Below are 16,420 nucleotides of genomic sequence, written 5' to 3'. Positions count from 1 at the left end.
AAGCCTCTCCCTAGCCCTCTCCTTTGGAAAGGGAAATTGTTTTATTTAGAATTATACTGCCTCTATTCATAAAAAAATATAATTTTGAAACCCGTATAGTTTCTCCCATTTGGGGAGATTAAGAGGGGCTTTTATACTCTTTTACAGCATCTATAAATGCCTTGGCGTGATCTAACGGAATGTTAGGTAAAATACCATGCCCAAGATTTACGATGTATTTATCTTTACCAAATTCGTTAATCATTTGGTGTACCATTTTCTTTATTTCTGAAGGAGGTGATAGTAAGCGTGACGGATCAAAATTACCTTGTAGGGTGATGTTTCCACCTGTTAAATAACGGGCATTTCTTGCCGAACACGTCCAATCTATACCTAAAGCTGATGCATTACTTTTTGCCATGTCACCAAGTGCAAACCAACAACCTTTACCAAAAGCAATTACTGGGGCATCGTCTTTTAAGGCCTCAATAATTTGGTTGATGTATTGCCAGGAAAATTCTTGATAATCGACAGGCGATAGCATGCCTCCCCAAGAATCGAATACTTGTACTGCATTAACGCCTGCTTTTACTTTTTCTTTTAAATACGCAATAGTAGTATCTGTGATTTTTTGAAGTAATTGATGTGCAGCGGTTGGGTTCGTAAAACAAAATTCCTTGGCCTTATCAAAGGTTTTACTACCTTGTCCTTGCACACAATAACATAAAATTGTCCATGGCGAACCTGCAAACCCAATTAAAGGAATCTCATTATTTAGCAATTCTTTAGTTGCTTTAATAGCTTGATAAACATAATCTAATTCTACGGTAACGTCCGGAACAACAACATTATCGACATCTTTTTGAGTACGCACAGGGTTTGGTAAGTACGGACCAAAATTAGGCTTCATCTGTACTTCAATATTCATAGCTTGTGGAATAACCAAAATATCACTAAATAAAATAGCTGCATCCATACCGTAACGTCTAATAGGTTGCACTGTAATTTCACTGGCTAATTCTGGAGTTCTGCAACGCGTAAAGAAATCGTATTTCTCACGAATGGCTATAAATTCTGGTAGATAACGCCCTGCTTGGCGCATCATCCAAACTGGTGGACGATTCACAGTTTCTCCTTTTAATGCTCTTAAAAATAAATCGTTCTTTATCATATTCTTCATTTCCCCAAATCCCGATAACTATCGGGAGGGATCTTTTTAATTGAAACTTAAATATTTTAAAAGTAGATTCCTGCCTATGCAGGAATGACAACTCTTATCTTATAATTTTTCACCTTTAACTATAAAACTAGATTTTATAGCTTCTTCTTTAAGGTTTTCAAAGCTTTTTCTTTTTTCATCATTTACAAACCTTATAAAGTCTTCATTTGTTTTGAATGATATAAAATGAATTTCATACGGTGTTTCTTCTGCTGCTGTTATATAACTTTTTTCGTTAGGTCTTATTCTATAGATTAATTTCCCACTGTAATTATTTAAAAGTGGAAGAACAAATGATTCATATTCGTTAAAAACTTCTTCTTTGCCTTCTTTTACAAACATTAGGGCCGTTAAATAAATCATGACACATAGTGTTTATTCACTAATTCAATCACACTCTCAACAGTTGGTACTTTAGCAACTCTAACGTCTTTAAATTTCTTTCTTGCTTCGGCAGCAGTCGTTTCTCCAATACAAAATGCAATGACATCTGCATCATTTTTTTTCAAATAACTCTGTACTGTTGAAGGGCTATAAAACATAACGCTTTCAATAGAATTATCAATTTTATAACTATCAAACTTCGTTTGGTAAGCTTCTACTTCATTAACCTTTATATTATTTTTTTCTAAAATATTAGGTAAGTCATCTAATCTTAAATCGCTACAAAAGTAGGTTACTTCGGTACCTTCTATATATTCAACCAAGTATTCTGCAAGTGCTTTAGCGTTCTTTTCGGCATGCGTTACTTTCCCTATTCTATTTTCTATTAGGCGTTTGGTTCTGCGACCAACACAGTATATGTTTTTGAATTGTAATTCGGAAACTGAATAGTTTGTCACTAAGGCTTCAACAGCATTTTTACTGGTGATAATTACATTTTGAATTTCATTTTTTAAAAACCTTGGATGAATTCTATTCTGGCTTATTTTTATAAAATCGTTACTTTTTGCAACTACTTTTTCATGAAATAATAAACGTTGATCTTCGGTAAACGATTTCGTGGAGAATACATTCGTTTTTTTATTAGAATGTTTTATGTTGTCCATTAAACGCTTACCACCACGTTCAATAACAAAATCGGCACAAAATTGCGCCATGTCACTATGCTCTCCTAATTTTTTAACTCTGGTAACATCTATTCTTTTAGAACCATCTTCACTTAAAAGAACACCTTTAAAGTTAATTTCTTCGTTTTTTATATAAGCGAGTGCTCCAATGGGTGCTGTACAACCACCTTCTAATTTATTTAAAAATTCGCGTTCAATTGTGGTGCATATTTCAGTTTCTTCATGATTCAATTCGGCACAGGCGGCTTTTACAAAATCGTCTTCTTCTAAAGCTGTTATCATAATAGCTCCTTGTGCAGGTGCCGGAATCATCCAATCTAAATTAATAGCTTCTTCTGGCCTTATCCCGATACGACCTATTCCAGCGGCAGCAAAAATAGCTCCGTTCCAGTGTTCGTTGTCTTCTAGTTTTTGTAAACGAGAGTTTACGTTTCCGCGTAAATCTACAATTGTATGCGTAGGGTATCTGTTAAGCCATTGTGCTTTTCTGCGTAAACTTCCTGTCGCTATTACAGCCTCTTTAGAGCTTAAAAACTCTTCATTGTTTTTAAAAACCAAGGTATCATTTACATTGCCACGTTTTAAAACGGCTGCTTGTATAATGCCTTTAGGCAAAACAGTTGGAACATCTTTTAGTGAATGGACTGCAATGTCAATCTCATGATTTAACATGGCAATATCCAGAGTTCTAGTAAAAATACCGGTAATTCCTAATTCGTATAAAGGCTTGTCCAAAACTAAATCGCCAGTAGATTTTACAGGAACTAATTGTGTTGTATGGCCTAAATTTTCAAGTTGTTGTTGTACTATTTTGGCTTGCCATAGTGCTAATTCACTATCGCGCGTACCTATTCTAATAATTTTAGACATGCGTAGTTGGTTCTAGCTGAAATACTTTTTTTATAAGTTCCAGACTCTCATCAGTAGAAGCATTATCATCTTTTAAATGATGTGCAAAGTGATTGGTTATTTTTTGAATGATGTTGTTGCTAATTAATTCGGCTTGTGCTTCATTAAAATCCGTATTCTTCTTGCGTTGCGTTTCTAATTCGGCAGCAGCAAAATGGGCTAGTTTATGTTTTAACGCTTTAATAGTTGGTGCAAATTTTCTGGTTTCTAACCAATCATTAAATTCCGTTTTTACTTCTTCTATAATAGATTCTGCCAGTGGAATATGTTTTTTTCGTTCTTCTAAAGTTTCATCTGTAATTTTAGATAAATGATCTAAATGAACTAAAGTAACATTATCTAATGCTTCAACATTCGCATCAACATTTTTTGGAATGGATAAGTCTAAAATTAAAAGCGGTTTTTTAGATTGGATTATGTGTTTATCTATAGTAGGTCGTTGTGCCCCTGTAGCAACAATTAAAATATCTGAGTGACTAATTTCTTCTTGTAAATTAGCATAATCTTTAACTATTAGATTAAACTTTCCGGCAATTACCTCAGCTTTATCTTTGGTTCTGTTAATTAAAGTAATTTGCTCATTTTTGGTATGTTTTACAAGGTTTTCACAGGTGTTTCTTCCAATTTTTCCGGTTCCGAAAAGCAAAATATTTTTGTTCGAAATATCTTCAACCGAATTAAAAATATATTGAACAGAGGCAAAAGATACCGAAGTAGCTCCAGACGAAATATCTGTTTCAGTTTTTATACGCTTACTGGCTTGAATAACAGCATTTACCAAACGTTCTGAAAAATGATTGAGTAACCCGTGTTTTTTTGAAGCACGTGCACTGGCTTTTAGCTGACTTATAATTTCAAAATCTCCAAGAATCTGGCTATCTAAACCGGAACCTACACGAAACATATGCGCAATAGCATCTTTGTTTTTGTAAACATAGGCTACTTCTTGAAACTCTTCAACCGTACCTCTGGTATTATCGCAAAGTAATTTTATTAACTGAAAAGGATGTTGTGCAAACCCATAAATTTCTGTTCGATTACAGGTCGATGTAACCACCAAACTCTCAATGTCATTTTCTTTGGCTTGTTCAAGTAAAGCTAATTTACCCTCGTCATCTAGACTAAAGCGCCCTCTTATATCTGCATCGGCTTTTTTATAACTCAAACCAATGGCATAAAAGTAATTACTTCTTGATATATTATATTTTTGCATGCTGATACCTGATATTTCAAAGCAAAAGTATATGGATGATCATAAAAAAAATAACGCTCAAAGAACTTTTAATATCGTTTGTGGTTTTTTCACGTTGTTTTTTCTAATTATATGATAAATGTCATACTTTTGTAGATTATTAGGCAGTTTTCACCTAGTTTATTTAGAACGAATCTAAATAAAATCATTATGAAAGACGAAATAAACAATAATAAAAATGTCGCTCAAAGTTCTTTTGACGAAACAAAAGTCGATGATGGTGCTTTGGTGCTTGTATTTAAAAATGAATCTAATGAAGTACAATCTCTTGCTAAAGAAATAGATAGCGATTATATCCAATTTCATTTTTGTGTAAAAGGAGCAAGTCGGTTTGTTTTTAATGAAGGAAGGTATATATTAAATATTCAGGAAGAGAATTCCTTATTATTATATAACCCGCAACGAGAGTTACCAATAAATTTACAAATAGATCCTAATTCTTGGATGGTTTCAGTTTTAATATCTATTAAAAATTTTCATGGGTTGTTTTCCCAAGAAGCGGGCTATATTACTTTTTTAAGTGATGATAATAAGGATAAAAAATATTATAAAGATGGTGCGATCTCTCCTTCTATGGCTATAGTTTTAAATCAGTTAATAAATTATAACCTGAATCAATCTATTAAAAACCTTTATTTTAAAGGAAAGGCATACGAGCTTTTAAGTTTATATTTTAATAGAAGTGAAGATGCAAACGTTGAACAATGCCCATTTTTGGTAGACGAAACTAATGTGATTAAAATTAGAAAAGCTAAAGAAATTGTTATTGCTCGCATGGCAGAGCCACCTAGCTTACAAGAACTAGCTGATGAAATAGGGTTGAATCTTAAAAAACTAAAAGAGGGCTTTAAACAAATTTATGGCGATTCGGTATTTAGTTTTTTATTTGATTATAAAATGGAAGTTGCCAGAAAACTATTGGAATCTGGTGATAATAACGTAAATGAGGTAGGGCTTAAAGTTGGTTATAGTACTTCCAGCCATTTTATCGCTGCTTTTAAAAAGAAATATGGAACAACGCCCAAGAAATACGTCATGTCGTTGACATAATAGGAATTATATGAAAGGAATTTTACTAGTAAACCTTGGGTCTCCGGATAGCCCCGAACCAAAAGATGTGAAAAAGTATTTAGGTGAGTTTTTAATGGATGAGCGTGTTATTGATATACCGTTTCTGGCCAGAACAGCTTTGGTAAAAGGCATTATTTTAAAAACCAGACCAAAACAATCGGCTGCAGCCTATAAAAAAATATGGTGGGACGAAGGCTCTCCTTTAATTGTACTATCAGAACGACTTCAAAATAAAATACAAAAACAAGTAGAAGAACCTGTTGCTTTAGCTATGCGTTATGGTAGCATGACAATAAAAAAAGGGCTTCAGGAGTTAGTAGACAAAGGTGTTAAAGAGGTCTTGTTATTTCCTTTATACCCCCAGTTTGCCATGGCAACGACAGAAACCATTTTAGTGTTAGCCGAAGATATTAGAAAAGTACATTTTCCTGATTTAAAGATAGAATCGGTTCCTGCTTTTTATAATAAACCAGATTATATTGAAGTGCTTTCAAATGCCATAGAAAATCATTTAAAAGGCATAGATTACGAACATTTATTGTTTTCATATCACGGTGTACCAGAACGTCATATTAGAAAGAGTGATGTTACAAAATCGCATTGTAAAATAGATGGTAGCTGCTGTACAACAGCATCAAAAGCTCATGAGTTTTGCTATAGACATCAATGTTATGAAGTAACCCGGTTAGTTGCCGAAAAATTAAAATTTAAAGAAGGTACGTATTCTACCTCCTTTCAATCACGTTTAGGTTTTGACCCTTGGTTGCTACCTTATACAGATAGAACTATTGAGCGTTTGGGAAAGCAAGGTGTTAAAAATATGGCCATTGTAACACCTGCGTTTGTTAGTGATTGTTTAGAGACACTTGAAGAAATAGCGATGGAAGGTCAGGAAATTTTTCATGAAATGGGAGGTAAAGACTTTACAACCGTCCCTTGTTTAAATGACGATGACGAGTTTGTAAACTTACTTTCAAAATGGATTAGTGAATGGGCAAAAGCAACTGTTAAAGTAAGTTAAGCTATGACATATTTTTATCTTAAGGCATTTCATCTCATTTTTGTAATTACATGGTTTGCCGGATTATTTTATATTCCTAGATTGTTCGTTTATCAAATAGAGGCATTCCATAAACCATCACCAGACAAAGAAATTTTAGGCAAACAACTTAAGCTTATGGCAAAACGCCTGTGGTTTATTATTACTTGGCCATCAGCCATTTTAGCTTTGTTATTTGGTTTAAGCCTGTTTTATTTAAACCCAACCTTGGTCTATCAAGACTGGATGCAGGTAAAACTAGCCTTTGTAATTGTGCTTTTTATCTATCATTTTAAAACACATCAGTATTATAAGCAACTTCAAAATGATATAGTTAAAAAAACGTCAAGCTTCATGCGTATTTGGAACGAGGGAGCTACCTTTATCCTGTTTGCTGTCATTTTTTTAGTTATTCTAAAAAATGCCATCAATTGGATTTGGGGTGTTATAGGAATTATTGTTTTAGGAGTTCTAATTATGTTAGGTTTCAAGGTCTATAAAAATATTAGAGACAAAAACCCTGAAGCTTAATCTTTAAAATTCTCATTTTTAAGTTTTCAAAATTCCAATACAAGAACATTGTATGTGGAATTTGGTAGTTAAAATTTCCGATTTAGTTTTTAAGAAAAATTTGGTTTGATTATTGCTATATTTATTGAACTTTTAAAAGGATAATATTTTTTAATGAAATTAAAAAAACTCTCTTTACGTACTCGTATTTTTTTAGCCATGATATTGCTGGTTTTATTGGCATCAGTTCTTATTTCGGCAGTAGCGATCTACCAATATAAAGAAGAGCGGCGAGAATATCACGAAGGACGTTTAAAGCGTAAAGAAGAAAACATTCAAACACATCTTAAACGTGTCTTAAATAGCAGACAAAATAGCTGGGAAGTAAAAACAGAAAACATTCCCTTAATTTATAAAGAAGAAATATATAATGTAGCAGACATTCATAAGCTTCAAATTAATTTATATGATTTAGAAGGGGGCTTATTAATATCATCTAAATCAGGCTTGCAAAACAGTGTTGCTTCTAACTGTCTGGAAGCTGAAGTTTTAAATGCTGTTTCTGATAATGTAGGGCATCGGTATGTAGCTAAGCTCGACGAAAATGGAGAAACATTTCAATCATCTTATACCTATCTTACAGATCGAAGGTCGAAATCTATAGCCATATTAAATTTACCTTATTTAGAGAAAGACGATTTCCTTTCTAAAGAACTAGAAGAATTTTTAAGGCGTATTGCTTATGCCTACATGTTTATTTTACTTATGGCTATTGGGATTGCGTTTTTATTATCTAAATACATCACAAAGTCTTTAAAAACAATTAGCGATAAAATTAATACCACAAGATTAGAAAAACGTAATGAGAAGATAGAAGTAAATGACACGAGTGAGGAGATTTCCACTTTGGTAAATTCGTATAACAGTATGATTGACGAACTTGAAGAAAGTGCTGTGCAATTAGCCAGAAGCGAACGAGAACAGGCTTGGAGAGAAATGGCAAAACAGGTAGCGCATGAAATTAAAAACCCGTTAACCCCCATGCGTTTAACAGTGCAAAGCTTTCAACGTAAGTTTAATCCAGAGGATGAAAATATTCATTCAAAATTAGATGAGTATAGTAAAACCTTAATTCAACAAATAGATACGATGAGTTCTATTGCATCGGCTTTTTCTAACTTTGCTAAGATGCCAGCACAACAAAATGAAACTTTAAATGTTGTAAAAATTGTAAAACTGGCGTTAGATATTTTTAACGAAGATTACATTTTATTTACTGCCGAAGATGATGAAATTATTGCAAAATTTGATAGAACGCAGTTAATACGGGTTGTTACTAATTTGGTTAAAAATGCGGTTCAGGCTATGCCAAAAGATCAAAAACCAAAGATCATTATTAATGTAGGAACTACTAAGAAAAATTATGTTTTCATTACTGTTGCAGATAATGGTTCGGGAGTTTCAGAAGAAAACAAAGACAAGGTTTTTGAGCCTAAGTTTACAACAAAAACAAGTGGTATGGGGCTAGGTTTAGCCATGGTTAAAAATATTGTGGAAACCTATAATGGAACCATAACATTTAAGTCTGAAAAAGATAAAGGCACCATGTTTAAAGTAACGTTCCCTAAAGAATAATTTATTTATACATCATAAAAATGAAAAAAATACTTGCATTGATTTTTTTAATAACCTCAATAGGTTACTCACAAATTTTAGAACCTGTAAAATGGTCTACTAGTGTGAAAAAAATTTCTAATTTAGAATACGATGTAATTATAAACGCAACTATAAAACCAGACTATCATTTATATGCGTTAAAAGTGCCTGAAGGCGGACCATTACCAACTGTTTTTATTTTTGAAGATAATGATGATTATGAGTTGGTTGGAAATATGACAGAACCTAAAGGTCATACTGCTTTTGATCCTATTTTTGAATTGAATATTAAATATTTTGAAACAGCTGCAGTTTTTAAGCAACGTATTAAATTGAAAACTAAAAAAGCACTGAAAATTACAGGCGAAATTGAATTTATGACTTGTAATGATGCCAGCTGTGTTACCGGATACGACGATTTTGAAATTGCGATTAAATAATTTATAATAAACTATGAGCTATACTAACATACTATTAGAAAACAATAATAATATAACCACAATAACCATCAATCGTCCAAGTAAGTTAAATGCGCTTAACAGAGACACGATTAGCGAATTGCACGAGGCTTTTAAAGAAGCAAGTTTAGACAAACACACAAAAGTTATTGTGCTTACTGGTAGTGGTGAAAAAGCTTTTGTTGCTGGTGCAGATATTAGCGAGTTTGCAAATTACAATATTGAAGAAGGTAAAATGTTGGCTGCTAAGGGGCAGGAACTACTATTCAATTTTATTGAAAATTTATCTACTCCGGTTATAGCTGCTGTTAATGGTTTTGCGCTTGGTGGTGGATTAGAACTCGCCATGGCGTGTCATTTTAGAGTAGCAAGCGACCAAGCTAAAATGGGATTACCAGAAGTGTCACTTGGCGTTATTCCGGGGTATGGCGGTACACAACGCTTACCTCAATTAATAGGAAAAGGACGTGCTATGGAACTTATCATGACTGCAGGAATGATTGATGCTAATACAGCTTTAAACTATGGTCTGGTAAATCATATAACGACACTGGAAGAGTTACTTCCTTTTTGCGAGAAAATTGCCAGTAAAATAACGCGCAATTCATCTGTTGCCATTAGTGCGGCCATTAGAGCTATAAATGCAAACTTTAAAGATGAGGTTAACGGATTTCATACAGAAATTCAAGAGTTTGGTAATTGTTTTGGCACCGAAGATTTTGCAGAAGGAACAACTGCTTTTCTTGAAAAACGAAAAGCTGATTTTCCGGGGAATTAGATTTTAAAACTGCTACTTAAATTACCATAAAAACACTCTATGGTTATAAAATAGCATGTAACTAAATAGCATGATTCTTAAAAGAAGGCTCACTTAAAAGGTGTTCAATCATTTTAGGAATCGTTTTCTATCAAACTCTAATATCTACCTTAGCAACAAATTTGTAATACCAAAGTTTGATAGAAAACGATTCATCTAATAATATAATTACAAAGCTTTTACGATATTCTCAATACGCTTAAGTGTTTCATTCTTCCCAATCATAAACATAATATCAAACACATCGGGGCCTTGTAAAGCTCCAACTAAAGCTAAACGTAGTGGCATCATAACTTTACCAAAACCAATTTCATTAGAGGTAATCCAACCTTTAATCTCTGTTTGAAGGGTTTCAACAGTAAAATCGGTATTGTTGTTAATAATGTTTATTAGTTCGGTCATTAATGCTTTTGTACCATCTTTTAATGCTTTTTTAGAGGCCTTTTCGTCATAAGAGGTAGGGGCTGTAAAAAAGAAATGGCTTAATTCCCAAAAATCTGATATAAATGTAGCACGTTCTTTAATTAAGCCAATTGCTAATGAGATATAATTTACGTCTATATCATTATTATAATGAGCTTGTGGCTCCATGGCAGAGGCTTCACTAAGCACAGCTGAAGAGTTACTAAAGGAAACATTTTCGTCAACAGTAGATTTAAACATTTCAGCTAAAGCATCATTACTTTGCTCTTGCATATAATGGTGGTTAAACCATTTTGTTTTATCAGGATCGAAACGCGCTCCAGACTTATTAACACGATCTAAGTCAAAAGATTCAATTAATTCTTCAAGACTAAAAATCTCCTGCTCTGTTCCGGGGTTCCATCCTAAAAAGGCTAAGAAATTAATCATGGCTTCTGGAAAATATCCGTCTTCTTTATAGCCTCTGGAAATATCTTTGGTTTTAGGATCTGTCCATTGTAGAGGAAATACAGGGAATCCTAATTTGTCACCATCACGTTTGCTTAATTTCCCTTTTCCTGTAGGTTTTAAAATAAGTGGTAAATGTGCAAATTCTGGAGCTTCCCAACCTAAAGCTTTGTATAATTGGTAATGCAATGCTAAAGAAGGCAACCATTCTTCGCCACGAATAACATGTGAGATTTCCATTAAATGGTCGTCAACAATATTGGCTAAATGATAGGTTGGCATCCCGTCACTTTTAAACAAAACCTTATCATCTAAAACATTGGTGTCAATTTTAATATCGCCACGAATTATATCTTTTAAATGTAGTGTTTCGTCTTGCGGACTTTTAAAACGAATAACATAATCCTCACCAGCGTCTAATTTAGCTTGAGTTTCTTCTACACTAAGCGACAAAGAATTGCTCAATTTTAAACGATTGTGCCAATTATAAATAAACGTTTTTCCTTTTGCTTCGTGGTCTTTTCTGTGGAAATCTAAAGTTTCTGCAGTATCAAAAGCATAATAAGCATTGCCAGACGCTATTAATTCATCAGCATATTTTTTGTATAAATGCTTTCGTTCACTTTGCCTATAAGGCCCAAATTTTTCGTTTTTAGAGCCTATACTGAGCGCAGTCGATGTAGGGCCTTCATCAAAAGGTATATCACACCAATTTAAAGCGTCTATTATATATTTTTCGGCACCTTCAACATATCTGGTTTGGTCGGTATCTTCTATTCTAAGAACAAAGGTTCCGTTATATTTTTTTGCAAATAAATAGTTGAATAAAGCCGTACGGACACCTCCTATATGCAAAGGTCCTGTCGGGCTTGGTGCAAAACGCACACGAACGTTTTTGGTCATGTTGTAATTAAAAATAATGTGACTGTCTCCCCGAACTTGTTCCAGGAATTCGTGTGCAAAGATACTGATAAGCACATAATAGAAAATACCAGATAAAAGATTTTTAATAGTTTTTCAGATACAAATAGAAAATAGAACTAATTAAAGGCTCATACCTTTACATTGTCGGAGAGACAAATTGTAATTATTAAGGTATGGGTTATTTTTGAGAGTAATAGCACTATATTTTGTTACAATTAAACCCCCTCATTAATTCTATTATGAAGGGTTTTCTATTTCATATATATTTCTCAAATTAGTCTGAAATTGGCATTATACAAACGATTTACTTAAACAATTAACACTTAATTATAAACGCTATACTAAAAAAATTGTAGTTTAGTATGTTATTAATATGAGGCTGTTAGAAAGAGGTCGTCTTAAAAGCTTACAATTTGTCATTTTGAGCGCAGTCGAAAAATCTCATTATACTAGCATACGGAAACTTAATTATAAAGAGATTCTTCATTTTCATTCCGAATGACACTTTTAAGACGACCTTTTTTTAATACTATTAAATTTGTTACTCCTCATATATATTAGGAAACCCATACCATGAACAATCATTTTAAAAACATACAAAACAAATTAGAGGCATTTATTAGACGTTATTATACTAATGAGTTGCTTAAAGGTGCTATTTTGTTTTTTGCTATCGGATTACTGTATTTCTTGTTCACGCTATTTATCGAGCATATTTTATGGTTAAACACCACAGCCAGAACCATTCTATTTTGGCTATTTATCGCTGTTGAAATAACATTGATTATTAAATTTGTTGCCATTCCTTTAGCTAAATTACTCAAACTTCAAAAAGGGATTAATTACGAAAATGCTTCACGAATTATAGGACAACATTTCCCGGAAGTTAATGACAAATTACTAAATGTACTTCAACTTCATCAAAATACATCACAGTCTGAATTACTTTTAGCTGGTATCGAACAAAAATCTCTGGAGCTTAGTCCGATTCCTTTTAAATTAGCTATTAACTTTAAAAAGAACCTGCGTTATTTAAAATATGCAGCTATTCCTGTTTTAATTTTATTACTTACGTTTTTAACAGGGAATTCCAATTGGTTTAGTGATAGTTATGAGCGTATTGTTCATTACAAAACTGCTTATGAGCCACCAGCACCGTTTCAGTTTTTTGTGGTAAATGAAAATTTAAATGCTATTGAAAACAACGATTTTAAATTGATTGTAAAAACAGCAGGAGAATTAACGCCTGAAAATGTACAAATAACCTATAATGATGAAACTTATTTTTTACAAGAAAAAGGAGGAGTGGGTGAATTTGAATATGTGTTTTCTCAACTTAAATCGAATGTTGTTTTTGAGTTATCGGCCAACGAAGTAAACTCTAAACCTTATGAAATTAAAGTTGTTGAAGTACCGTCTTTATTAAGTTTCGAAATGGTTTTAAACTATCCTAATTATACCAAAAAGAAAGATGAAACTTTAAAAAGCACGGGAAATGCTTTGGTTCCTGAAGGTACTAACATTGTTTGGAAACTAAAAACGAAAGCGACCGAACAAGTGCATTTATATGCTAATGATACGATTGAATTTTCTTCTAATAAATCAGGTGTTTTTGAAGCTTCTAAACGTGTTTATAAGAATTTAGACTATAATCTCAGCACCAGTAATAACAATCTTAAGAATTATGAAAATTTAGCGTTTAATATTGCTGTTGTTAAAGATGAATATCCGGAAATTAACTTAAAAGTAGAAACCGATAGCTTGGACTTACAGACACTTTATTTTTATGGACAAATAAGTGACGATTATGGTTTTAGCAAATTACAGCTCGTGTATTATCCTTCTGATAATGAAAAAAACAAGCAATATGAAACCCTTCCAGTTTCTAATTCTAACATAGCAGAATTTATAAGTGCTTTTCCGAATAATTTGAATATTGAAGCAGGTACTCCATACGAATTATACTTTCAAGTATTTGATAATGACGTAATTAACAAATATAAAGCTGTAAAAAGTAATGTCTTTACTTATAGAAAGCGCACCAAAGAAGAAGAGGCTCAAAAAAACTTAAAAGAGCAAAATGAAACCATTAAAGATTTAAATAAGTCTTTAGAAAAGTTTGAGGAACAGGATAAAAAATTAGAAGAGCTAACCAAAACTCAAAAAGAGAAGTCCTCTTTAAATTTTAACGATAAGAAAAAGTTAGAAGCATTTTTTAAGCGCCAGAAGCAACAGGATGAGATGATGAAAAACTTCAATAAAAAATTAAAAAATAATTTAGAAGAATTTCAAAAGGAAAACATAAAAGAAGATGCATTTAAGGAAGACTTAAAAGAGCGCTTAAAAGAAAACGAAGAGCAACTTAAAAAAGATGAAAAGCTTTTGGAAGAGCTAAAAAAACTTCTAGAAAAAATTAACAAAGAGGAGGAGCTAACTCAAAAGATGGAGGAGTTAGCTAAACAAAATAAAAATAAAAAACGAAGTTTAGAACAGCTACTGGAACTAACAAAACGTTATTATGTAGAAAAGAAATTGGAAAAGCTTAAGGCGGACTTAGAAAGAATTGCTGATGAACAAGAAAAATTATCTAACAAATCTGAGCAAGAAAACACCAAAGAAAAGCAAGAAGAACTTAATAAAGCTTTTGAAGAATTCTCTAAACAATTAGAAGATTTAAAAAAGGATAGTAAAGCTTTAAAAAAACCTATTGAGATTCCTCAAGATAAATTAGAAGAAAACGACATTAAAAAGGAGCAACAAAATGCTTCGGACGAATTAGAAGAAAAAGAGAAAGGACAACCTTCTGATGAAAATAAAGAAAATCAAAAAGAGAATCAAAATTTAAAAAACGCCAAAAAAAGTCAGAAAAAAGCAGCTCAAAAAATGAAAAAAATGAGCCAACAAATGCAAAGTTCTATGCAAGCAGGTGGTGGCGAACAAATGCAAGAAGATGTAGAAATGCTTAGACAGATTTTAGATAATCTCGTATTATTTTCTTTTGATCAGGAAGCGGTGATGAATCACTTTAAAAATATTAACGCCGGCCACAATAAGTTTGCATCTTATTTACGAAAACAAAGCAATTTAAAAGAGCATTTTGAACATATAGATGATAGTTTATTTGCTTTATCGCTACGTCAACCAAAATTATCAGAAAGAGTAAATAAAGAAATCACAGAAGTATATTACAACATAGATAAAGCACTAACTTTATTGGCAGAAAATCAATTATATCAAGGTATCTCCAATCAACAATTCGCTGTAACTGCTGCAAATAATTTGGCAAACTTTTTAAGTGATGTTTTAGACAACATGCAAGAGAACTTAAGCATGTCTCCTGGTAAAGGAGGAAAAGGAGATATGCAATTACCAGATATTATTATGAGTCAGGAAGAACTTAATAAGATGATGGAGGAAGGCATGAAAAAAGGTGAAAAAGGAAAACCAGATCAAAAAGGTAAAGGCCAAAAAGATGGAGAAAAAGGAGAGAAAGGAGAGAAAGAAGGCGAGAAGGGTAAAGATGGTGAAAAAGGTAATAACGAAGGTAAGCAAGGTGAAGGAAAAGATGGTAAGGAAAATGGTGGAGAAGGAGAAGGAACCAATGAAGATATGAATGGTTTATTATATGAAATTTATCAACAGCAACAACAACTAAGACAAGCATTAGAAGAAAGATTAGCTAAAGAAGGTAAGGGGAAAAGTGGTAATGGAGATGCTTTGTTAAGAAGAATGGAAGACATTGAATTGGATTTACTAAATAAAGGATTTACAAATCAAACACTTCAAAAAATGATGCAATTAAAGCATCAGTTATTAAAATTAGAGAATGCTACTTTTGAGCAAGGTGAAGATGATAAAAGAGAATCTGAAACAAATAAAAATAATTTCAATAATAATACAAACAATCAAATCCCTACTGCAAAACAATATTTTAAAACTACAGAAATATTAAACAGGCAAGCTTTACCTTTGCAGCAAGTTTATAAAAAGAAAGTACAAGAATATTTTAAGCAAAATAATGATTAATTTCAATTACGAAGAAATCGATTTCTCTTTAAAAAATGAAGAAAGAATTTCTAACTGGATTACAAATACGATATCTGAAGAAGCGTATAAATTAGAGGAAATTAATTATGTGTTTTGTGACGATAAATACCTTCATAAACTAAACGTAGAATTTCTTAATCATGATACCTTAACAGATATTATTAGCTTTGATTATTCTGTTGGAAAATTAATCCAAGGAGATATATTTATTTCTATTGAAAGAGTAAAAGAAAATGCTATGGATTTTTCTGTTTCTTTTGAAGAGGAATTACACCGTGTTATTATTCATGGTATACTTCATTATTGTGGTTATAAAGATAAAACGGACTCTGAAGCTAAAGTAATGCGGGAAAAAGAAAATCATTATTTAAAGCAATTAGGGTAGTATAAAACACTTTTTTAAAATGATACCTTTTATATTTGTATTGAAATTACTGCTCTTATAAAACCACAATATTACAAATATGTATTTACTAACCTATTAAAACTATGGGTTAAATAGGGGTTTAAATCTGTATTATTAAGAAACAACGTATATTTGCAAACTCAAATTATTAATGTGTTCCACGTGGAACATACTTGTTTTTAAAACAGAAATT

13 protein-coding genes are annotated in these 16,420 nt (G+C 32.3%); 8 read left to right on the top strand and 5 right to left on the bottom strand.

Going from position 1 to position 16,420, the window contains the following annotated elements; translation table 11 throughout:
* Nucleotides 1-118 precede the first annotated feature (118 nt).
* From hemE to hemA, 4 genes are all read right to left on the bottom strand, one after another.
* Nucleotides 119-1,150 (bottom strand): uroporphyrinogen decarboxylase, encoded by a 1,032-nt coding sequence (hemE, locus tag Q4Q35_RS04970; protein ID WP_303276839.1) that lies wholly within the window; start codon nucleotides 1,148-1,150, stop codon nucleotides 119-121.
* 108 nt (nucleotides 1,151-1,258) lie between these two features.
* Nucleotides 1,259-1,561 carry a hypothetical protein gene (locus tag Q4Q35_RS04965; RefSeq protein ID WP_303276838.1) on the bottom strand — a complete coding sequence of 101 codons (303 nt, stop codon included), beginning with the start codon at nucleotides 1,559-1,561 and terminating at the stop codon, nucleotides 1,259-1,261.
* A complete protein-coding gene (gene hemC / locus Q4Q35_RS04960; RefSeq protein ID WP_303276837.1) occupies nucleotides 1,558-3,138 on the bottom strand; it encodes a hydroxymethylbilane synthase in 1,581 nt (526 codons plus the stop codon). The genes Q4Q35_RS04965 and hemC overlap by 4 nt, the downstream gene beginning before the upstream one ends.
* Nucleotides 3,131-4,390 carry a glutamyl-tRNA reductase gene (hemA, locus tag Q4Q35_RS04955; RefSeq protein WP_303276836.1) on the bottom strand — a complete coding sequence of 420 codons (1,260 nt, stop codon included), beginning with the start codon at nucleotides 4,388-4,390 and terminating at the stop codon, nucleotides 3,131-3,133. The genes hemC and hemA overlap by 8 nt, the downstream gene beginning before the upstream one ends.
* Nucleotides 4,391-4,579: 189 nt before the next feature.
* On the opposite strand from hemA, the gene Q4Q35_RS04950 reads away from it, so the two are divergent.
* From Q4Q35_RS04950 to Q4Q35_RS04925, 6 genes are all read left to right on the top strand, one after another.
* Nucleotides 4,580-5,479 (top strand): helix-turn-helix transcriptional regulator, encoded by a 900-nt coding sequence (locus Q4Q35_RS04950; RefSeq protein ID WP_303276835.1) that lies wholly within the window; start codon nucleotides 4,580-4,582, stop codon nucleotides 5,477-5,479.
* Between the two features lie 10 nt (nucleotides 5,480-5,489).
* A complete protein-coding gene (gene hemH, locus Q4Q35_RS04945; RefSeq protein ID WP_303276834.1) occupies nucleotides 5,490-6,521 on the top strand; it encodes a ferrochelatase in 1,032 nt (343 codons plus the stop codon).
* Nucleotides 6,522-6,524: 3 nt separating this feature from the next.
* Nucleotides 6,525-7,070, top strand: coding sequence for a CopD family protein (locus tag Q4Q35_RS04940; RefSeq protein WP_303276833.1), 546 nt, complete (start codon nucleotides 6,525-6,527; stop codon nucleotides 7,068-7,070).
* Nucleotides 7,071-7,223: 153 nt separating this feature from the next.
* Complete coding sequence (locus Q4Q35_RS04935; RefSeq protein WP_303276832.1) at nucleotides 7,224-8,684, top strand: sensor histidine kinase; 1,461 nt, start codon at nucleotides 7,224-7,226, stop codon at nucleotides 8,682-8,684.
* A 20-nt stretch (nucleotides 8,685-8,704) separates the two neighbouring features.
* A complete protein-coding gene (locus Q4Q35_RS04930) occupies nucleotides 8,705-9,145 on the top strand; it encodes a protein-disulfide reductase DsbD domain-containing protein (RefSeq protein WP_303276831.1) in 441 nt (146 codons plus the stop codon).
* 13 nt (nucleotides 9,146-9,158) lie between these two features.
* Nucleotides 9,159-9,941, top strand: coding sequence for an enoyl-CoA hydratase/isomerase family protein (locus Q4Q35_RS04925; RefSeq protein WP_303276830.1), 783 nt, complete (start codon nucleotides 9,159-9,161; stop codon nucleotides 9,939-9,941).
* A 207-nt stretch (nucleotides 9,942-10,148) separates the two neighbouring features.
* On the opposite strand, the gene gltX is transcribed toward Q4Q35_RS04925, so the two are convergent.
* Nucleotides 10,149-11,753, bottom strand: coding sequence for a glutamate--tRNA ligase (gene gltX / locus Q4Q35_RS04920; RefSeq protein WP_303276829.1), 1,605 nt, complete (start codon nucleotides 11,751-11,753; stop codon nucleotides 10,149-10,151).
* A 594-nt stretch (nucleotides 11,754-12,347) separates the two neighbouring features.
* Here gltX and Q4Q35_RS04915 point away from each other — a divergent pair.
* The gene (locus Q4Q35_RS04915; RefSeq protein WP_303276828.1) at nucleotides 12,348-15,800 is read left to right on the top strand and encodes a DUF4175 family protein; all 3,453 of its coding nucleotides are present in this window, start codon (nucleotides 12,348-12,350) and stop codon (nucleotides 15,798-15,800) included.
* Complete coding sequence (gene ybeY / locus Q4Q35_RS04910) at nucleotides 15,793-16,206, top strand: rRNA maturation RNase YbeY (protein ID WP_303276827.1); 414 nt, start codon at nucleotides 15,793-15,795, stop codon at nucleotides 16,204-16,206. Before Q4Q35_RS04915 ends, ybeY begins: the two co-directional genes overlap by 8 nt.
* The last annotated feature ends 214 nt before the right edge of the window (nucleotides 16,207-16,420 follow it).

It is taken from the genome of Flavivirga aquimarina (assembly GCF_030540835.1).
In the GTDB taxonomy this organism is placed as follows: domain Bacteria; phylum Bacteroidota; class Bacteroidia; order Flavobacteriales; family Flavobacteriaceae; genus Flavivirga; species Flavivirga aquimarina.
The sequence above is the reverse complement of the archived record's forward strand: the minus strand, read 5'-3'. Positions and strand labels throughout refer to the sequence as shown.